This is a genomic window from Paenibacillus zanthoxyli JH29 (assembly GCF_000520715.1).
Taxonomy (GTDB): domain Bacteria; phylum Bacillota; class Bacilli; order Paenibacillales; family Paenibacillaceae; genus Paenibacillus_AQ; species Paenibacillus_AQ zanthoxyli.
The window spans coordinates 1-18,607 of sequence record NZ_ASSD01000267.1; the positions used below are offsets into that span (position 1 = coordinate 1).

Annotated in this window: 21 protein-coding genes and 1 pseudogene; 3 read left to right on the forward strand and 19 right to left on the reverse strand. The window is 52.6% G+C overall.

The window, feature by feature from the left end; all coding sequences use genetic code 11:
- Positions 1 to 398: 398 nt before the first annotated feature.
- Positions 399 to 1,271, reverse strand: coding sequence for a nucleotidyltransferase-like protein (locus L691_RS0109860; RefSeq protein WP_025690301.1), 873 nt, complete (start codon positions 1,269 to 1,271; stop codon positions 399 to 401).
- Positions 1,272 to 1,408: 137 nt separating this feature from the next.
- On the opposite strand from L691_RS0109860, the gene L691_RS0109865 reads away from it, so the two are divergent.
- Positions 1,409 to 1,774 (forward strand): YgzB family protein, encoded by a 366-nt coding sequence (locus tag L691_RS0109865; RefSeq protein WP_025690302.1) that lies wholly within the window; start codon positions 1,409 to 1,411, stop codon positions 1,772 to 1,774.
- Between the two features lie 126 nt (positions 1,775 to 1,900).
- Here the strand turns inward: L691_RS0109865 and L691_RS0109870 are convergent, their stop codons facing one another.
- The 17 genes from L691_RS0109870 to L691_RS0109955 form a co-directional block, all read right to left on the reverse strand.
- On the reverse strand, positions 1,901 to 3,613 hold the full coding sequence (locus tag L691_RS0109870) for a glycosyl hydrolase family 18 protein (protein WP_025690303.1): 1,713 nt from the start codon (positions 3,611 to 3,613) through the stop codon (positions 1,901 to 1,903).
- A gap of 278 nt (positions 3,614 to 3,891) precedes the next feature.
- Positions 3,892 to 4,323: a Fur family transcriptional regulator gene (locus tag L691_RS0109875; protein WP_025690305.1), complete on the reverse strand. Its 432-nt coding sequence runs from the start codon at positions 4,321 to 4,323 to the stop codon at positions 3,892 to 3,894.
- Positions 4,324 to 4,455: 132 nt separating this feature from the next.
- A complete protein-coding gene (locus L691_RS28495; RefSeq protein ID WP_025690306.1) occupies positions 4,456 to 6,372 on the reverse strand; it encodes a DUF4097 family beta strand repeat-containing protein in 1,917 nt (638 codons plus the stop codon).
- 35 nt (positions 6,373 to 6,407) lie between these two features.
- Positions 6,408 to 6,878, reverse strand: coding sequence for a GNAT family N-acetyltransferase (locus L691_RS0109885; RefSeq protein ID WP_036736442.1), 471 nt, complete (start codon positions 6,876 to 6,878; stop codon positions 6,408 to 6,410).
- Between the two features lie 82 nt (positions 6,879 to 6,960).
- A complete protein-coding gene (gatB, locus tag L691_RS0109890; RefSeq protein WP_025690308.1) occupies positions 6,961 to 8,400 on the reverse strand; it encodes an Asp-tRNA(Asn)/Glu-tRNA(Gln) amidotransferase subunit GatB in 1,440 nt (479 codons plus the stop codon).
- Between the two features lie 29 nt (positions 8,401 to 8,429).
- Complete coding sequence (gatA, locus tag L691_RS0109895; RefSeq protein WP_025690309.1) at positions 8,430 to 9,887, reverse strand: Asp-tRNA(Asn)/Glu-tRNA(Gln) amidotransferase subunit GatA; 1,458 nt, start codon at positions 9,885 to 9,887, stop codon at positions 8,430 to 8,432.
- A gap of 25 nt (positions 9,888 to 9,912) precedes the next feature.
- Positions 9,913 to 10,200 (reverse strand): Asp-tRNA(Asn)/Glu-tRNA(Gln) amidotransferase subunit GatC, encoded by a 288-nt coding sequence (gene gatC, locus L691_RS0109900; protein ID WP_025690310.1) that lies wholly within the window; start codon positions 10,198 to 10,200, stop codon positions 9,913 to 9,915.
- A gap of 230 nt (positions 10,201 to 10,430) precedes the next feature.
- A complete protein-coding gene (locus tag L691_RS0109905; protein ID WP_025690311.1) occupies positions 10,431 to 10,814 on the reverse strand; it encodes a hypothetical protein in 384 nt (127 codons plus the stop codon).
- Positions 10,815 to 10,966: 152 nt separating this feature from the next.
- Positions 10,967 to 11,749, reverse strand: coding sequence for an ABC transporter permease subunit (locus tag L691_RS0109910; RefSeq protein WP_025690312.1), 783 nt, complete (start codon positions 11,747 to 11,749; stop codon positions 10,967 to 10,969).
- Positions 11,746 to 12,666 (reverse strand): ABC transporter ATP-binding protein, encoded by a 921-nt coding sequence (locus L691_RS0109915; RefSeq protein WP_025690313.1) that lies wholly within the window; start codon positions 12,664 to 12,666, stop codon positions 11,746 to 11,748. Before L691_RS0109915 ends, L691_RS0109910 begins: the two co-directional genes overlap by 4 nt.
- Positions 12,666 to 12,854, reverse strand: a complete 189-nt coding sequence (locus L691_RS0109920) for a PLD nuclease N-terminal domain-containing protein (RefSeq protein ID WP_025690314.1) — start codon at positions 12,852 to 12,854, stop codon at positions 12,666 to 12,668. The genes L691_RS0109915 and L691_RS0109920 overlap by 1 nt, the downstream gene beginning before the upstream one ends.
- A 22-nt stretch (positions 12,855 to 12,876) precedes the next feature.
- Entirely contained in the window at positions 12,877 to 13,125 is a 249-nt protein-coding gene (locus L691_RS0109925; protein WP_232229150.1) for a hypothetical protein, read from the reverse strand.
- Positions 13,116 to 13,523, reverse strand: a complete 408-nt coding sequence (locus L691_RS0109930) for a YxlC family protein (protein WP_025690317.1) — start codon at positions 13,521 to 13,523, stop codon at positions 13,116 to 13,118. The genes L691_RS0109925 and L691_RS0109930 overlap by 10 nt, the downstream gene beginning before the upstream one ends.
- Complete coding sequence (gene sigY, locus L691_RS0109935) at positions 13,510 to 14,046, reverse strand: RNA polymerase sigma factor SigY (protein ID WP_025690318.1); 537 nt, start codon at positions 14,044 to 14,046, stop codon at positions 13,510 to 13,512. The genes L691_RS0109930 and sigY overlap by 14 nt, the downstream gene beginning before the upstream one ends.
- 538 nt (positions 14,047 to 14,584) lie before the next feature.
- Positions 14,585 to 15,211 carry an MBL fold metallo-hydrolase gene (locus L691_RS0109945; protein ID WP_025690321.1) on the reverse strand — a complete coding sequence of 209 codons (627 nt, stop codon included), beginning with the start codon at positions 15,209 to 15,211 and terminating at the stop codon, positions 14,585 to 14,587.
- A gap of 4 nt (positions 15,212 to 15,215) precedes the next feature.
- Positions 15,216 to 15,782 (reverse strand): thioredoxin family protein, encoded by a 567-nt coding sequence (locus L691_RS0109950; RefSeq protein WP_025690323.1) that lies wholly within the window; start codon positions 15,780 to 15,782, stop codon positions 15,216 to 15,218.
- Positions 15,779 to 16,396, reverse strand: a complete 618-nt coding sequence (locus L691_RS0109955) for a DedA family protein (RefSeq protein WP_025690324.1) — start codon at positions 16,394 to 16,396, stop codon at positions 15,779 to 15,781. The genes L691_RS0109950 and L691_RS0109955 overlap by 4 nt, the downstream gene beginning before the upstream one ends.
- A 239-nt stretch (positions 16,397 to 16,635) precedes the next feature.
- Between L691_RS0109955 and L691_RS28500 the strand changes: the two genes are divergently transcribed.
- Both L691_RS28500 and L691_RS0109965 read left to right on the forward strand, forming a co-directional pair.
- Entirely contained in the window at positions 16,636 to 16,983 is a 348-nt protein-coding gene (locus L691_RS28500; protein ID WP_025690325.1) for an autorepressor SdpR family transcription factor, read from the forward strand.
- A 3-nt stretch (positions 16,984 to 16,986) separates the two neighbouring features.
- Complete coding sequence (locus L691_RS0109965) at positions 16,987 to 17,640, forward strand: SdpI family protein (RefSeq protein ID WP_025690327.1); 654 nt, start codon at positions 16,987 to 16,989, stop codon at positions 17,638 to 17,640.
- On the opposite strand, the pseudogene L691_RS32665 reads toward L691_RS0109965, so the two are convergent.
- A pseudogene (locus L691_RS32665) lies at positions 17,619 to 18,607 on the reverse strand (hypothetical protein); the annotation flags it as partial. The gene L691_RS0109965 and the pseudogene L691_RS32665 overlap by 22 nt on opposite strands.

An 18,607-nucleotide genomic window follows, 5' to 3' on the forward strand; every position in this document is an offset into this window, starting at 1 on the left:
CCATAGATGGCATTTCAAAAGCGTGAAACACGCTGTGAAATTCATCTTTTTTTGGAACTCGCTAAGCGAATTCCCACTCACTCGTTGTTCAGTTTTCAAAGATCAATGTCTCTCTCAGTGCATCGCTGCGTCTCACGCGGCGACTTTTATAATATATCACATCGTCCCTGAATTAGTCAACCTTTTTTTGAATTAATTTTATTTCAATTACCTCTGCGAACGTTATATCGCTGTTCATTCCCGAGGGACGAGTTATAATGTATCACATGAACGACTAGGCAGTCAACAATAAATATTGCTGTTCATCCTTTCCCATTTCCGCAATAAAATGAAAAAAAGAGAGCGCTTCGCCTCTCCAGTTCATAAACAAGCTCGATATTCAAAATTAGAGAATTGGACTACAAAGTATATCGCACCTGATATCCGCCGCCTGCGTCGCTCCACGACACGATTTCCCGAATCAGTGACCGGGATGCCAGCTTGCGAAGAACAAACGGCAGTTCCGCTTCAACATATTTTAATTCGGAAAGTTCGAGAAGCTCCTCTATGCTCCAAGATTCCTTCCGCTCCTTTAGGAGGTCAAGGAACCACTTGCAGCAGTCACCCATTTTGGACACAAGGGAAAACTCACAAGCAAGCTGAACAAGCTGAATTCTCTGATCCATCGTTTCACCGCTGATTGTCAGCTCCTCGTACAGCTTATATACCGAGTTGTTCAGACTCTTCACCTGTTCCCATACCGCCGGTGTCGGATAGTGACCAGCCTCGCCGACCTCCATTCGCGCCCAATGATACAGAGCCATTAGAATGCAATTGTACGAATCCATTATACAACCGGCCTGCAAATAACGTTTCGACTTTACATACATATGCAAAAACCGGGCAAACTCTATAAACAATATCCGCCCCCTTAGCGGCTGCTCAAAGGAATTCACATCTGCTCGAAGCTGCTCCAAAACTTCCTGAGGGTCCCAAATAATCTCGCCTTCCAGCAGACAGGTAATAAGCTCATTATTGTCTCCTGTTATAATGGAGCGCTTCAACATCGAAAGCCCGACTCTAAGAGTCTGGGTCCGCAACTCGCCTGTAATCATGCTGCCAACAAGCGGATTCTCTTCCCCATCCTCGTGCAGAAGCATTACAACCCTATCGAACTCATGAAGAAGGGCGCTCTGAAAAGGAGCCTTGCCTTGAGAATCCAAAGCAATCGTTCCAAGGGCGTTCGCGTCAAAAATATCTCCATTTAATAATGTCAGATTAGATAATTCCATTATCGTCCTCCATCAAATTTGGCGATTCTGCGTCAATTCAGTTATAATTCTCTTATCTTATCATCTAACTTATTCTACATCTCAATGTTAGTTCCTTCCGGACGACCGAACTATATTTTAGCTGGGAGAAATGACTCATGACCTTTAAATCCGCCAAAATTAACGCTTTTCGCACATGGGGCCTGCTGCTGACGATGTTCGGCATGGGGCTCATGATACTGGGAACAGCCGGCATTGTATTTTGGGGTCAGACGGGTAAAATTTTCGCGGCATTCGGGCTTGTGATTGGCTTGGTGTCTATGATGGCTAGTCTTGCGATTTATTTTTGGGCAGGCATGCTGTCAACAAGCGCCGTTCAGATTGAATGCCCGGAATGCGGCAAGCTGACTAAGATGCTCGGAAAAACGGATCGCTGTATGTTCTGTCATACGATTCTTACCTTGGACCCGCAGCAGGCGACCATAACCTCCGAACAGCTAAAAAGCGAACAACTCAAGCAATGACCCAGAATCTGGCGCACAGAGGAAACTAAATCGGCAGTAGAGTCAGAAGCGGCTGTAACAGGAAAAGAGGCCCCCGATCCTGATCCGGAAGCCTCTTTTTTCAGTGTATTATTACTCATTGTATTATTATTCATGAATTCCGCTCAGTGTTTCCCATGCTCCATCTCCCGCAAAGCTGCGGTTCCAGGCCGCAATACCTCCCAAGTTCAAAGACTTGGCCAGCTTCACTCTCGACTGCAGCGACACCTTGTCCTCAATCCAAATTTTACGGAGAACTCCGTTCTCCTTGTATTCCACATAGTTTTGTCCAGTATCTTTGGAAAGGACGGGTGTCAGCTTCTTGGAGCGGATAATATCGGCAACGGCGCCCATGCTGACCGCTTTGGAGCTTACTTCCGTCTTCCCTCCGGCCATTTTTTCTGTCCAAATACGGGTATACAGCGGAACGCCCAAAATAAGCTTCTTCGCCGGCACCACGTCTTCTTCAAGAATGCGCTCTACCGAGTTCCGCGACCAGGATAGCGATGCCACCGAACCGGCCTCGGGGCTGGAAGCCCAATGCTCATCATAAGCCATCACAATCATAAAATCAGCCAATGCTCCCAGCGAGCGCCGGTCGAGAAAGAGCGACCACATTTCGCTGTTCGATTTGGGAGTGACGTCGATGGATAAAATGAGATTTTTCGCTTGGGCCATCGGCTTCAGCTCGCGCATAAACTGCGTTACATTTCCGCCATCCTTCGTGTATACATTTTCAAAATCGATATTAATGCCGTCCAGATTGTAAAGATCACAGTATTCCAGCATTTGTACGATCGTTCGCATCCGCTTTTCGTAGGTGGACAACGCTTGTGTGGTCAATTCGGGATCGAAGTCATTGCTTAGTAGTCCCCACACTTCCATCCCCTGGCCATGCGCCCATTTCACATAGGTCTGATTTGCCTGGCTGCGCACGTTTCCTTCGCCATCCACGATTTTGAACCATGTAGGGCTCACGACATTAACACCGTTCAGCTTGCCGATGGAACCAGGATTCGGATTCCTGTCGTAGACGGCTTCCCAGGTCAAGCTCACGGCTTTGCCGTCCCAACTGCGCTCGGCCCGGGTTGGTTCGGTTGCTGTCTTCTCCACCGTCTTGACTCCAGTCTCCGCAATATCCGCCGCCTGTACATAACCGGCAAGACCGTTATTCATTTGAGCGTACAGCCATTCCCCGTGCCGGCTCCAGATCTTCACCTTCGTCCCGGGCGTCATGTCGGCTAGGGCAGGCGCGTGAATCGTCGCCTCGGTGCGCAGCGCGGCCTTATCTTTCTTCACTTCTCCGAGCGGCACCGTTTCACCGGCGGTCATTAACAGAACCGCTCCCGTATCCGTGTTCTCCTGCACATCAAGGCCATATAAGCTTTTAAGCGGTTCGGCCGGCAAATAGGTGACTCCATCCCGTTCTTCGGGAGCCAGCCGAAGCTGAATCGGCTTATTGTTAAGGCTGGCCGCCGTCTTGTCCGCCTGCATATATAGAAGCTTGCTATCCGTCGAAAGAATGACCGACTTCGTCCCCGATTCGTACCGGATAGAGGGGTCTACCGATTTCTCCAACAGCGGAAGAGGCAGCAGTAAGTTCTCCCCGGTTCCGGAAGCGGAAAAGCCGGTATATTGGCCTTTGACGAAAATAGGCTTGTCCGTTCCCTTCCACTCCGGATCGACGTGAAGAGGATTTGGCAGCACAAAAAAGATTAGTGCATATACCGCCGCTGCAACGATTAACAATCCTGAAAGTCTGCGAAGAACACCGCTTCGCTTAGCGGCGCGTCCCCGTCCATGCTTCTGTCTTCTGTTCAAAATAGGTCCTCCATACTCTGCTGAATTTAAAGTGAGGAAAATGCTGCCAAGAAGAAACGCCTAACAGCGTCCTTGAAGTACGCAAGTACATTTCTCGTAAAAATATAAGGCCATTGAAAGCGTGAAAATTATAAATTTTATATTTTTAAAAAAGAAAACGTGAGTTATCCGCTGTTTTTTCGGACTCCGCACGTTCTCGTTACTTTTTGGCAACAGCGTCTCCTGCCTTCCAAGACGGCGGAGTCTTACGCTACGCATTATTAAGCTATAATTCAACATCAGTGCCGCTTACCCGCACAGCAGCTGCAAATACCGTAAAGTTCCATGCGCAATCCGTTCACAATAAAACCGGTAGTTAATTCCGCCTGGCGTTCAACCTCATGCAGCGGCGGATAACTAAAATCCTCGATTTTGCCGCAATCCTGACATATGATATGGTAATGATCGGTTACATTAGCATCGAAGCGGCTGGAATTGTCGCCATAGGTCAGTTCGCGAACCATTCCGGCTTCCATGAACATTTTCAAGTTATTGTAAACGGTCGCCACGCTCATGCTCGGAAACTTCGGCTCGAGCGCACGATAAATCTCGTCTGCGGTAGGATGATTCATTGATTCCATCAAATAAGTTAAAATCGCATGACGCTGAGGCGTAATACGGACACCGGTTGTCTTCAATTGTTCCAATGCGTGCTGTACGCCGCTTCCCATCCCTGTCACCGCCTTTACATGTCGATCTTGTAGTAAGTAAACGCTCTTGTATTTATTGTAAGACCGACCTTTCAATGTTGTCAACGTAGTCAGTTAATTATATTGATTATTATTTAATAAAAATTAGTTTGTTCAATTTTCTATCACATTTAAGTTGCTGTTCCCTTCAACCTCCACCTTATATTCACCAATACCCACTTTGCCGGAGATCGTTTTTTTATCAATGACGAGCCCGGGTATATCGGAAATGATGTCGCCATAGCTGCTGGAACCCTTCAAGGAATAGCTTCCTTCCGCAGGCAGGTGGAGATTGATATCGCCAACCGCGCTGTAAATATTCCAGTCACCCTGTACATAAGGAGAACGGACGTCTATGATTCCATTTAGAGACTGAGCGGTAAGTGACAATCTGACCTCGTTCACTGCCACATTGCCGTTCTTGGTGGAGACGTCGATATCGGTCCCACTCCGATCAGCACTGATATTGCCGACCGCCGTTGAAAGCTTCAAAGCCCCCGTAACGTCCCAAGCCCGCATATCGCCTCCGTTCGTGGAAAGATCGACATCGCCCTCAATTTCTCTGACCTTTACTTCTCCATTGTGTGTCTTTCCTTTGATATTGCCGAATACCTTATGCAAAATGATCGGTCCATTGCCGGTTTCCAGTGAAATGTCCTGGATCGCCTCCGTATTTTGCAGCGTAATACCGCCATTCATTGTTCTGATTTCCAGATTGAAACGGCGATTCTCCGGAAGGGCTATATCCAAATCGATGCGCGGCTGACGCTTGCCCGATTCACCATAGGCTTTGCCCTTGGTCGTCAGCTTTATGGTCGCCCCTTCGGTAACTTCAAGGAACGATTGATCCGAAATGGCTTGCGCTCTTGCCCCTTCCAGTTGGTCAACCCACACCGTAGATGTAACCTCTATTTGATGAATCGGACTTCGGTGCACCACGATATCCCCGTTGATCGCGTCAACGACAAGCTTGGCGGTTTGCAATTCCACCGGAACCGTCAGTACAGGCTTCTGAAATTTGCTGCCTTTCGCCTCCCCGTAGTCAACGGCGGCTGCAGTCAAATTTAGGCTAACCTTATTCCACAGATGCAGGTAATGCTCCTGCTCTGATACGGCAAACACACTTGCGCCAAGCAGGATGGCAGGCAGAAGACCCCGAAAATCCAGACGGAATCTTGAACCGGTTGCGGCTGTGCCGGGCCGCCGGGAAATGAAGAAATGAGACAGGTACTCCAAACCCCACAATACAGGGAGCGCCGGCCACCATTTTAACAGCAGCAGCAGATTGTCGGTTCCCCATTGCCAGTCCCGGAACAGCAAAATGCCGACTCCAATCAGCAGGATGGAAGCGGTATAACGTCCGATCCGGTCTTCTTGCCGCCTGCGGAACATTTTTATGCCAATCTCCCTTGCCGCAAGGAATACTCCTCCCGCGATCAAGAGAATTCCCACGGCAGCGCCTGCCTGATGCTCAATAAAGTACCGCAGCCAGACCGGTCTTTGCCGGAAAAAGAACAGCATGATTCCTCCGAGCAGCAGGAGCAGACCAAATGAGATCCCCGGTTCGCTGATGAAACGCCGGCGCCGCTCCTGAGCGGAATCCATGGCGGTATCCGCAGCCCCTGGCATTTTGCGGAGACGAATCAACCGGTCCGCCGATTGCAGAGCATTATATACATTATAAAAATAGACAGCCGGAATAAACAGGGCCAGCAAAATAAGAAGAGGCACATTGATCTGCATGCCGATGGAGGAAAAATACAGCAGCGCCGCTATGTCCAGCACAATCACAAAGGGAAAGGAAATCCCTTTCCGAAGAAGGCCCAAATACAAATGACCAGTCCCGGGGACTATCGCTGCCAGCAGACCGGCTATGAATTTGCGCTTGATCGGACGCTGCTTTTTGCGGGGAGGAATAACTTCTGTACCGCCGCTCTCTTCTACAATGACAAGCTGCTTGTCACCGCGCTTCATTGCGAAATAACTTTCCTGTTCCTTCGCTGGCAACGGTATACGGGATTCATTTTTCATACGGGCCTTCTCCTTTCTTGTGTATATTCGCCGAATCAACGTTTGCCGTTCCTGTTAAATTCGATCAGTTCGACGCCGGGGGCTACTTCCGAGGAAGTTATCGGGATAAAACCATGCTTGCGGTATAGAGAGACCGCCGGCACATTCTTTTTACCCGTGGACACGATAAAACGCTCCTTATCCGGATAAAGCGCAAATACATGCTCCAGCAGCCCGCCGGCAATTCCCTTACGGAAATGATCCGGACTGACCATCATACGTGTAATCGTTAAGCTACCCGGACGCTCTTCTGCCGTGGCTACGGCACCCGACAGTTCCCCGTCTTCACTCAGGCAGCCGTAAAAATCCTCGCCGCAATTTCTGAGTGTATCCCGAGTCTCAAGCAGCGGAGGAATGGCATTAAACCCGATCAGCTCCGCTTCCAGGCGGTAGGCTTTATGCTGAAGGCTCCACAGGTCACTAAGCGTTCCCTCGTCCTGCAGGTCCAGCTTTACTATTTTGCTCATACCGGGTATCTCCTTATATTGCAGAAGGCCTGCCGCTGCCGACAAGCCTTCATTATTAATTACCCATTTATTTCATCTTATGTCAACCGTTCAACACTTCGACTAAAAGCTTGTTAACCAACCCCGGATTCGCTTTGCCTTTGCTTTCCTTCATGACTTGGCCCACAAGGAAGCCGATCGCTTTCTGCTTGCCTGCCTTGTAGTCCTCCACGGATTGCGGGTTGGCCGCCACGACCGCTTCCACGATTCCCTTGATCGCGCCTTCGTCGCTGATTTGTACAAGCCCCTTCTCTTCAACAATCTGCGCCGGAAGCTTGCCGGTTTCGAGCATTTCTTTGAATACGGTCTTGGCAATCTTGCTGCTGATGGTTCCCTTGGCGATAAGCCCGATCATTTCTCCAAGTCCTTGCGGCGTGATCTTGACCTCGGACAGCTCCAGATTGTTTCCGTTCAGGTAAGCGAGCAGGTCACCCATAATCCAGTTGGCGACAGCCTTGGCATCGCTGGTGAAATTCAGGGCTCCTTCAAAGAAATCGGCGATCGGCTTGGATGCGGTGATGACCCCAGCGTCGTATGCGGGCAAACCATACTCTTCACTATAGCGGACCCGCCGCGCATCCGGAAGCTCAGGAATGGAAGAACGGACGGCTTCCTTCCAAGCGTCGTCAATATGCAGCACAACCAGGTCCGGATCGGGAAAATACCGGTAGTCATGGGCTTCTTCCTTACTGCGCATGGAAAAAGTCTTGCCCTGAGCTTCATCCCAGCGGCGGGTTTCCTGCACGACTTCGCCGCCTCCATCGAGAATATCCGCCTGGCGGAATTCCTCATACTCCAGACCGCGCTGCACGCCGCGGAAGGAGTTCATGTTCTTCAACTCGGCACGGGTGCCGAATTCCTCCTGGCCCACGGGCCGCAGGCTGATGTTCGCGTCGCAGCGCATGGAGCCTTCTTCCATCTTAACGTCGGATACGTCGCAGTACTGAATGATCGCCCGCATCTTCTCCAGATAGGCGCGGGCTTCTTCAGGAGAGCGCAGATCCGGCTCGGAGACGATTTCAATCAGCGGGGTTCCGCCCCGGTTAAGGTCGACGAGCGTGCCGAATCCGCCGTCCACATGCGTAAGCTTGCAGGCGTCCTCTTCCAGATGAAGCCGGGTAATGCCAATTCGCTTCGTTTCGCCGTTCACTTCGATATCGATCCATCCGTTCAGGCCGATCGGCTGGTCAAACTGCGAAATCTGGTAAGCCTTAGGCAAGTCGGGATAGAAATAGTTCTTGCGGTCAAACTTGCTGACGTCGCCGATCGTGCAGTTTAGCGCCATAGCGGCTTTCATTGCATATTCCACCGCCTGGCGGTTCAATACGGGCAGTACGCCGGGATGTCCCAGACAGACGGGACAGGTATGTGTATTGGGCGGCGCGCCGAATTCTGTGGAGCAGCCACAGAAAATTTTGGACTTCGTGTGAAGCTCGACGTGAACCTCCAGTCCAATGACTGTTTCATACTTGGATGATGGCATGATATTCTTGTTCCCTCCTTATGGACCGTTTACAGCTGCGGACGCTGCTTGTGGTGATCGGTATGCTGTTCATAGGCATGCGCGACGCGCAGTACCGTGCTCTCATCAAATTCTTTGCCGATAATCTGCAGCCCGACAGGCAGTCCTTCAGCGAATCCGCAAGGAATGCTGACCGCAGGGATGCCAGCCAGATTAACCGGAATGGTCAAAATATCGTTCAAATACATGGTAAGCGGGTCCTCGGTCTGGGAGCCAAGCTTAAACGCCGTCGTCGGAGCGGTCGGTCCAATTACCACGTCGTACTTTTTAAACACTTCGTCAAAATCCTGCTTGATCAGTGTGCGCACCTTCTGTGCCTTCAAATAATAGGCATCGTAATATCCCGAGCTTAGCGCATACGTTCCAAGCATAATCCGGCGCTTGACTTCCGGGCCGAAGCCCCGGCTGCGCGAATTAAGATACAGATCGAGCAGACCGCCGCCCTCGTCGACACGCACGCCGTAGCGCACACCGTCGAAGCGGGCCAGATTAGAGGAAGCCTCCGAGGAAGCCAGCAGATAGTAAGTCGCTACCGCATATTCCGTATGCGGCAGGGAAACTTCTTCCCAGACTGCGCCGAGGTCTTCCAGCACTTTAAGTGCAGACAGCACGGTCTCGCGGACGGAAGCATCCACGCCCTCGCCCAGATATTCCTTAGGCACGGCAATGCGAAGACCTTTGATGTCTCCGGTAAGGGCGCTCAAATAATCGGGAATGTCGACCTTCGCGGACGTGGAGTCTTGGGCGTCATAACCAGCAATCGCCTGCAGGACGTAGGCGGAATCCTCAACGGTCCGCGTCAGCGGCCCGATCTGGTCAAGCGAGGAGGCAAACGCCACGAGGCCGTAACGGGAGACAAGGCCGTAGGTCGGCTTCAAGCCGACAACGCCGCAGTAAGAAGCGGGCTGGCGGATTGAGCCGCCGGTGTCGGAGCCAAGGGCAAAGAACACCTCGCCCGAAGCCACCGCCGCGGCGGAGCCGCCGCTGGAGCCGCCCGGGACGCGTTCCAAATCCCATGGATTGCGGACCGGCCCGTAGGCCGAATTCTCATTCGAGCCGCCCATGGCGAACTCGTCCATATTCAGCTTGCCGATCGTCACGGCGTCCGCCTGGCGCAGCTTGGCGGCAACGGTCGCGTCATAAATCGGCTGGTAATTATCAAGAAAACGGCTCGCGCAGGTCGTGCGCAGCCCTTTGGTTACAATATTGTCCTTAATGCCGGCAGGCAGCCCGAAAAGCAGCCCCCGGGACGCTCCCGAAGCGAGCTTGTCGTCCAGGGTACGGGCATCGGCGCGGGCACCTTCTTCATTCAGCGTAAGAAAGGCGTTCACCTTATCGTCCAGCCGCGTAATAGCGGACAGCGATTCCTCGGTCAGCTCGCTGACCGAGGCTTGTCCCGCATGCAGCATGTTATGTAATTCGGACAACCGATATTGAAACAGGCTCAAAATGTCATCTCCCTACCTATTTAGATTATTCCAAAACCGCCGGAACTTTGAACTGTCCGTCTTCTTCTTCCGACGCGTTAAGCAGCGCTTCCTCAAGCGTAAGGCTCTCCTTTACGACATCCTCGCGCATTACATTGCTGACATGCAGCACATGAGTCGTCGGCTGAACGCCTTCCGTATTAAGTCCGCTCAATTTCTCGGCATATTGTAAAATGGCGTTCATCTGCTCCGTAAACGTAGCCTCTTCCTCCGGGCTTAAATGCAGACGGGCCAGACGGGCCACATGCTGCACATCCTTGACGGTAATGCTCATTTTGGAAATCCCTCCTGTTTAAAGGGCTAAAGCGCCCGGATAACGTTACTAATTATATTGTAGAAACGTGGACAATTCAATGCGGTTATACCAGCAGATGGCGGGAACAACCCCTCACGGAAACCGATGAAAACAAGAAAAGCACCGATGGGTGCTTTGGTAAAAGGCTGCCGAATCCCTCTGTAGCCGAGCTCGCTGATACAAAAAAAACCGGCTTGCGCCGGCTTTCCTTAAATCCAGGCCCGAAGATTCACCTGCTTGATGAATTCCGCCTGGGACATGTTCTCCTTGGGACTGGTCTCTGCATCTTCCGCCTGCTCGGCCTCACCGTTCATCAATTGGTAAAACAGTTTCTCGTTGTGCGTGGACAATGCATAATCGATCAATGCTTCTTGCGTAGTTCTCTCCGCTTCCTCAGTAAGCAGATCCGCTTCCGTCTCAACGTCTTCCGCCGTGACGTAAAAGTTCCGGTTCGCCTGAGGGATGCGAATGACATAATCAAACGCATTATCAGGATTACGGTCGTAAGCAATCACGTACCCATAGTCCCCGATAGGAAGATTCTGCTCGAAAGCGTCCGCGACAATGACAACCTTTTCTCCTAAACGCAGCATCGCCCTACCTCCTGAGCCAATATCTTTCGTGTTGTGCTTTTTCACAGTCTACTAAAAAAAGATAGACCTGTCTACAGGAAGAAACGGCGCAAAATTGAAAATATACGCAATAATATGAAATTGAAAAAAGTTGTTACATTTTGCAGCGAGACCTAGAACCGGGGCAGTTTGTTACGGCCAAAGAGAAGCGAAGCGCCCAAAAAGCAAAGAACAATCAGCGCGATCCCCGACAGTACCGGAAAAACCCAAGCATACGCTGTGGCCCCCTGCTGCATAAGCGCCTCCACGGACAGCTGCGGCAGAGCGGCAGGGGACCAGCGCAGCGGCCGGGGAAGCAGCGTATGCAGCAGCGCCAAGCCCGCTGCGGCCGCGAGCGATAGAAAGGCGGCCGCCGGAGCGCGGAGGCAGGCGCTGAACAGAAGCGTAAAAGAAACCACGCACAGAAGCCATAATCCATACAGCGCCGATGCCTCCAGCACCGCACTCCAGGAGAGGCCGCCGATTAATCGGACGGTATAATAGGCTGCACATGCGGCGCCCAGCCCCAAAGACAGCGCAAGCAGGGTCAATTGTGCCAGCCATTTGGCGGAAGCGGCGGCAAGCGGAGTCAGCGGCCTGGCCAGCACCAGCTCCGCAGTGCCTCCCTCCCGCTCACCGGCAAAGCTGTTCATGGCCGAAAGCGCGAGCACCAGCAGGCCAACCATGCCGTACTGCCCGAGCGACTTAGCCATGGTCTCCGCCGCGCCCGGCAGCTTATACAATTCCAGCATCCCCGGAGGCACATCACCAGACATTTTCAGAATCTCGGGCATATAGTAAGCCGAAATCGGCTGCATGATGCCCAGGATAATGAACACGACCGGTATCCACAGCAGCTTGTAGCTCCGGGTCATCTCCAGCATTTCTTTACGGTAAAAAAACCAAGCGCTTCTCATCCTCCCACCGCCTCCATAAATACATCCTCCAGCGACAAGGACCCTGCTTCGAAACGCAGCAGCGGAATTCCGCGCTCTGCCGCCTCCCGGAGAATCACGGACCTTGCCGACTCCATATCTTCCACCTTTAGAAGCATGGAGCCGTCAACATCCCTACGGCTCTCAAGGATGAAAGAACGGGTGCTGAATGACTCCAGCCACTGCAAGGCTGCCTTCCGTTCTTCTACGCGCAGGGTAATAACCGGCCTATTGTACTTCACTCGAAGAGATGACAGCGTTCCGTGCTCGGCAATCCTTCCCCGGTTCATCATAATAATGTCGTCGCAGACTTCTTCAGCATCATGCAGCACATGTGTTGAAAAAATCACGCTCGTCTCCCTGCCGAATTCCCGCAGCAGATCCATTATCTCGCGGCGGCCGATGGGATCTAGCGCCGATACCGGCTCATCCAGCAGCAGCAGGCGCGGAGCGTGGACAAGCGCCTGCGCAAGCCCCAGGCGCTGCTTCATGCCCCCGGAGTAGCCGCCGATCCGCCGCTTTGCAGCATCTTCAAGCCCCATCCGCTCAAGCATGGCGGCAGCCCGGCCCGCTGCCTCTTTCCGGCCCATGCCGCTAAGTCTTGAGGCGAAGTGCATATATTCTTCCCCAGTCATCCAGTTATAGAAAGAGGGCGATTGGGGAAGATACCCAATCTGCTTGCGGTAATCCTTCCCAATCGGCTTACCGTCGAATAAAATGCTGCCCCGGCTGGGGCTCAACAGGCCCGCAAGCATCCGCAGCGTGGTCGTCTTCCCTGCGCCATTGGGTCCAAGCAGGGCGACACAGCGCCCCTGCTCCATATCAAAGCTGATTCCGTCCACAGAAGTTTGCCCGTGAAAAACCTTGTGAAGCCCCGAAACTTGCAGCAGCGGCGGCATTACTCTTTCCTCCCTATCGTAAAATAGACAAGGCTGCCAAGCAGATTGCCAAGCAAAATAATGATTACCCACATCCACTTCGGTCCGCGTACACTGCGCGCCCTGGCCAGTGACACGAGTCCAATTACGGCCAGTAATCCCTGCAGCGCAAAAAGAGGCCATAACAACGATAGATCGAGTGTCTTCATGCCGTATTCCACCCTTGACCCTTTATTTTCTGATCTTCTTATCCTGTTCCGTGATGTCCTTCTGTTTCCGGCGGTGTTCAGGAAATACAACAAACAGCAAGTAGAGGATCGTCGGCAGCGGAAACGTTGTCATCCCCCATAAACCCCAGAACCAACGCCATCTCCCAAGGTCGCGGGCGGCGCGGAACAACAGCGTACCCTGGGTCATCAGCAGAACGGCCAAGACAACCCAAGCCCAAAGCGGCAGATTGGAATGCTCTTTCATCTCCATTCACCGCGCCCTTTCCGTCCGAGACGCATTACGAGCGCTATGATTCCTGCGATGGGAATAAGCCCCTGAACCATCCAGTACAGCGGCGGCGCAGAAGTAATCGCCAGCAGCGAGAAACCCAGAAGAAACAGGGAGATAAGCCAGAACAACAGCCATTCCCTCAACATGCGGCGCCTATGTCTTTCGGACGCGGCAATCAGCTGGGCCTGAAGCTCGCCAAGCGAAGGCGGTACAGCTTCATTGGCATATACACGGTCCAGCCGTTCCAATCCCGCAATAAGCTCCGGCAGCGCAAATTCAGAGGATGCGTGATCCTCCGCTGCCTTTGACTTGCCGTCCTCGTCAGGCGTTTCACCCCATTTGTTGCCGTTATCCGGTCCGGTATTATCCTTCGTCATCCTCTTTCAACTCCTCTCGCAGCTGCCGCAGCCCATACGCCGCGCGCGACTTGGCTGTCCCTTCGGGAATTCCCAAAATCCTGCCGATCTCACTGTAGCTGTAGCCGTAGTAATGCTTGAGCAGAAGCGCTATCCGCTGCGGCAAGGGAACACGGGACAGGGCATCCAGCACATCGCTCCACTCTTCGCCTTGGGCTTCGAACCTCCAGCGGATCGACCGGATGCCTTGTTCACGCCGAATCCATTCTTCTTCCCGGCTTCGCCGCCTCATCCTGTCGATATACAGCCGGGTCGCGATCGTAATCATCCAGGAAGAGAAAGAAGACGAGCCGTTGTATAACGCGATCTTTTCCATACATCTGACTATCGTATCCTGGGTGACATCTTCCGCAAGCGCAGGGTCCATCGTCAACTTCAACAAATATTTATACATGAAGGAATAATGATTCTGAAGCAGCTGCGCCAGCGCTTGACGGTCACCTCGCTGCGCCTTGCGGATGATTTGAGATTCCTCGTCGCTCATCGGTTCTCCCGCCGTTTATTTTTTTTCATATGTAATACGTCTGGCCCGGTTGAATCGTTCAAAGGCTTCAAGAAAAAGTTATAACTGGTCTCTTTGGTGCTCCCACAACCTTCTCCGCCACGGCTGCCTTACTCCTCTTCCTATCGGGAAGCTCCAGAATAAAGAGAGGGTTGGCTGTGGAGAACCGGATTTACTGTGATCCCCGGCGCCATCATAGGCTGCCGCTTCTTCCCGGATGCCATCCTCCCCGTCTGATGCCGCATGCTTACCAATACATTTATTTTCTTCATCGCCTGAAAATGGGGGTTTACCGCAGTATTCCCCGTAATCAAGAAGATGGCATATCCTGCTCTTCAACAAAAGCTCCTCCGTTCGATCTTCACCTTAAAAAGACAAAAAAAGAACGCAAACCGGGATGATTCCGCAGTCTGCGTGCTTCGCTTAGGTAAATGTTACATTTAATTAACGTCATTGTAGCAAGTTTGTATCCTTTTGTCTAGCCTATTTCTCGCTTTTTGTCGATCACCGTTGTCTTCTGTCAAGACACATAGGGATTATTCGCCCGTTCGAAGCCGATCCTTGTACGCGGGCCGTGTCCCGGATATACAGTGACATCGTCATCCAACTTGAACAGCTTGCCCTGAATCGAATCCAGCAGATCGCGCTCTCTTCCGCCCGGCAGGTCGGTCCGCCCAACCCCAAGCCGGAAGAGCACATCGCCGGCGAACAAGTCGCTTCCGCACAAAAAGCTTACGCTTCCCGGAGAATGTCCCGGGGTGTGGAAGACGCGGAACGTATTCCCTATCAGCTCAAGCGTCTGTCCCTCGTCCAGATCGAACTCGGCGGGGTCCGTCGTAATCGGAGGCGATACGTTCGGCCACATAAGCGAGCCGTTCAGTTTGGCGCTTGTCAGCCAGTCGCTCTCCAAGGCATGGAGATAGACCGGGCAGTTCTTCAACTTGCGAATTTCGTCAACGCCGCCGATATGGTCAAAATGCGCATGCGTCAGCAGAATCACCTCGATCTCCATATCCTGAATGGCCCGCACAAGCGGGGCCGGGTTCATGCCGGGGTCGATAATAATGCCTTTACCGGGGTCCGCTCCCGTCAGCAAATAGGCATTGGTCTGCAAAGGACCGAGACTAAAATTCCGAATGTTCAGCATCGCGTTAAAACCCGGAAATCAGTTCGCGCAGTTCCTTCGCGATCACTGCCTGATATTCCGTTCCTTCCCCATAGGCTTGGCCCATCGCCTTGCGGACCTCAGCGATTTTGCCTTCGTAGTCCGGGGCCTCGCGATCCGGATTCTCTTTTTTAAAATCGTTCATCAGCTTCTGCACATGCCGCGGGCGCGGACCCCAATGTCCCAGAACATGCCCGCCCGTATCCGCGATAATGACAATCGGCACGGCGCGTCCGCCCATCGTCAGATAATCGTCCATCACATCCTGATTATCTTCCAGAATAAGCACTTCCGCCCGGATGCCCGCCGTCTCAAAGATCCGGAATACCGCAGGTACATTGCGGACGACGTCGCCGCACCAGTCAGCGGCCAGGATAAGCGAGCGCAGATCGTCGCGGTGGTTAAGGCTTTGAAAAAACTCCCGGTCGCTCTCGTCCTGCCAGGAAAAAGCTTCATACCACGATTCAAATGCCTGCTGGTTCTTGGTCATGCCCTCCACAAATTGACGGGGCGTCAGGCCCTGTCCGAATTTGGAAGCCAGATTTTGCTTCATGCCGCATTACCTCTTTTCTTTTTGGATTGAAGCCACTTGAACAGAAAATAAACGACGATCAGCGCGATGGCGCCGATGATGATTTCATGCGTATACGCAGCGGCTTTTTCGTCAATATTCTTCCAATTTTCACCCAGGCTCATGCCGAGATAGACAAACAATACGCTCCAGGGAATAACGGCCAGCGTTGTGAGCATAATAAACCGCCAAATCGGCATGCGGGAAATTCCCGCAGGAACGGAAATGGCGTGCCGGACCACCGGTATAAACCGCGCCGTAAAAATAACGCCCGTGCCGTACTTCTCAAACCAGACTTCCGCGTGGTCGATATGATGCTTTCTGATTAAAATGTATTTGCCGTACCGCTCCAGCACCGGCCTGCCGCCGTAACGTCCGATCCAGTACACGAAAATCTGCGCGATAACCCCGCCTATCGTACCGAAGAGAACGGCCCCGAAAAAATTAATCTCTCCCAGATGAACCAAATAACCGCCGTAGGCCAGGACGATTTCGCTGGGGATGACTTCAATCATAAGTCCAATCATAATACCGAAGTAACCTAGACTCTGAATCCATTCGAACAGCTGCGAGACAAAATCAGAAATGACATGCAACTCTCGTTCCTCCTCCCGTTATTCTCGGAATGCTATCCGCGCGCCCTATGTATAACCCCGGCCCCCGCTCGCACCCTTGTCTATGCAGTAGGTTTCTACTATTAATTTATTCTAGCATAGGGATGCTTACGACTTCTAGTTTGGCGGCGAAAAGGCATGGAAACGATTGACAAATAGGGACGTCAATAATTATTATATATTTAAGCAATTATCTAAATATCGAAAGGTTATTGAAAGTGATGAACGAATCCTTTAAAGCACTGGCCGACCCTACACGCCGGCAAATCATCCGCCTGCTTCGCGATAAGGATCGAACCGCCGGGGAAATCGCTGAATTTTTCAACATGTCCAAACCGAGTATTTCCCATCATCTGAACGCCCTTAAAGCTGGGGGACTCGTACAGGACGAGCGGCAGGGACAGTTCATCCGGTACATGCTCAATACCACCGTTCTGGATGAAGTGCTCGGCTGGCTGCTGGAGCTGACGGACGGCGTTCAGGGCAAAAAGGGGAAACAGACAAAGCGGGGAACCTCAAAATCTGCAAAACCGGAAGATGAATCACCCACCCGCTCTCAGGAGGATTAAGCGATGAAAGATTTCAAATGGAAATGGCAGGATACCTTGGCCGTTGCGGTAGGCCTAATTACGGTCGGCTTTGCGCTGGCCAACTATCACCGGCTGCCCGCGCAGCTCCCGACCCATATCGGAATATCGGGAGAATTCGACGGATTTCAGAGCAAGGGCTCGGCAATTTTGCTGTTTGGCGGGCTTGGGGTGCTGATGCCGGTCCTGATGCAGATTACACGTTCCATTGATCCGAAAAAAGAACGGTACGCCAAATTCGAAAACGCCTATGCGATGATCCGCCTCGCCGTCTCCCTGATCATCGACTCCGCGCTTGCCGCCTCCGTATTATACGGGCTTGGCGTCTCCTTGCAGAGCTCCAAAATTGCGATTGCCGTGTTGGGAGCGGCCTTTATTGTCATCGGCAATTATATGCCGCAGGTCAAGGACAACTACTTCCTCGGCGTGAAGACGCCCTGGACGCTAGCCAGTCCCGAAGTGTGGCGCAGGACTCACCGTCTCGCCGGAGTACTCTGGGCAATTACGGGCATCATTATGATCATTAGCGCGTTTCTTCCCGGAAAATGGTTCACCTATACGATGATCGTCACGCTTCTCCTTGCAGTTGTACTCCCTTGTGTATATTCGTGGCTGGATTACCGCCGTTTAAAAGCATAGGCTTCGGCCACCCTGTGTTGTCCCTTCAGCCCTGAAGCCTCCCGCCCCAGGGCTTCCACTCGTTCGTGAAGGGCGCGGGCTTCAGCAGTAAACCGGAAATTCCGGTCGTTATGCTGGACTGCTCCCGCCGTTCCAGCCGCAAGTAAAAAATACTGTCTTAGCAGTTCCCGCCCCATCTCCGCGCAGCGCAGCGCCTCTCCCCCGTCTCCCGCCGACAGATAGCGCACGCCCATCGTCAGCATTCGTCTAACGGCTTCGGTCCGTTTAACGTAATTAAAAACGTCAAGCTGCTGGCTGCGGCCCAGCCAGTATAAGGCTTCGCCCGGAGTCCCTTCCTCCGAGACAGTTTCGGCCATTGCCCAGCTCAGCGCCGGATTTACTGGTGAATAGCGCAGGGCCACTGTTAATAGCCGCTCCCTCTGCCCCGGTTCAAGAAAAGAAGACAAAGCTAAAGCGCTCTTCGGAGACAGCGGGTTCCAGGAGAGCGACCTTTCCAGCAGCGCAATCGTCTCCTGCGGCTGGCGGGCCGATGCCGCAGCGCGGTACAGCGCTTCTCCCTGGTATGCCCGGAAAGACAGCAGGCTGAGTGCAAGCAGCAGACAGCAGACTCCCGCTGCCAGCGATTTCCGTGCAAGGGATTTCAGATTATGGCGGCTTGCATCGGCCGGGCGCCCCGTAGCAAAATGATCCGCTGGCGGGCAACCTGGGGTTAAATATTTACCGGGTAAATGATTCATAAGCATATTCCTCGGAGTTATATGCTTTATGGGCCGGTGTTCGGCAGGATGAAGCTTTGCAGGCAGTCTCCATGCGGATGAACCTTGACCGGAAAGACTTCCGGCCCTGACGGCCTCGGCTCTGGCCAACGCGGGCAGCCAGAACAAAAGCAGCCAGAATAGGCCGTAGCTCCAGTCGAAATCGACTGCGCCGTGCAGGACGATGACGAGAAACGGAGGCAAGAGCCGCC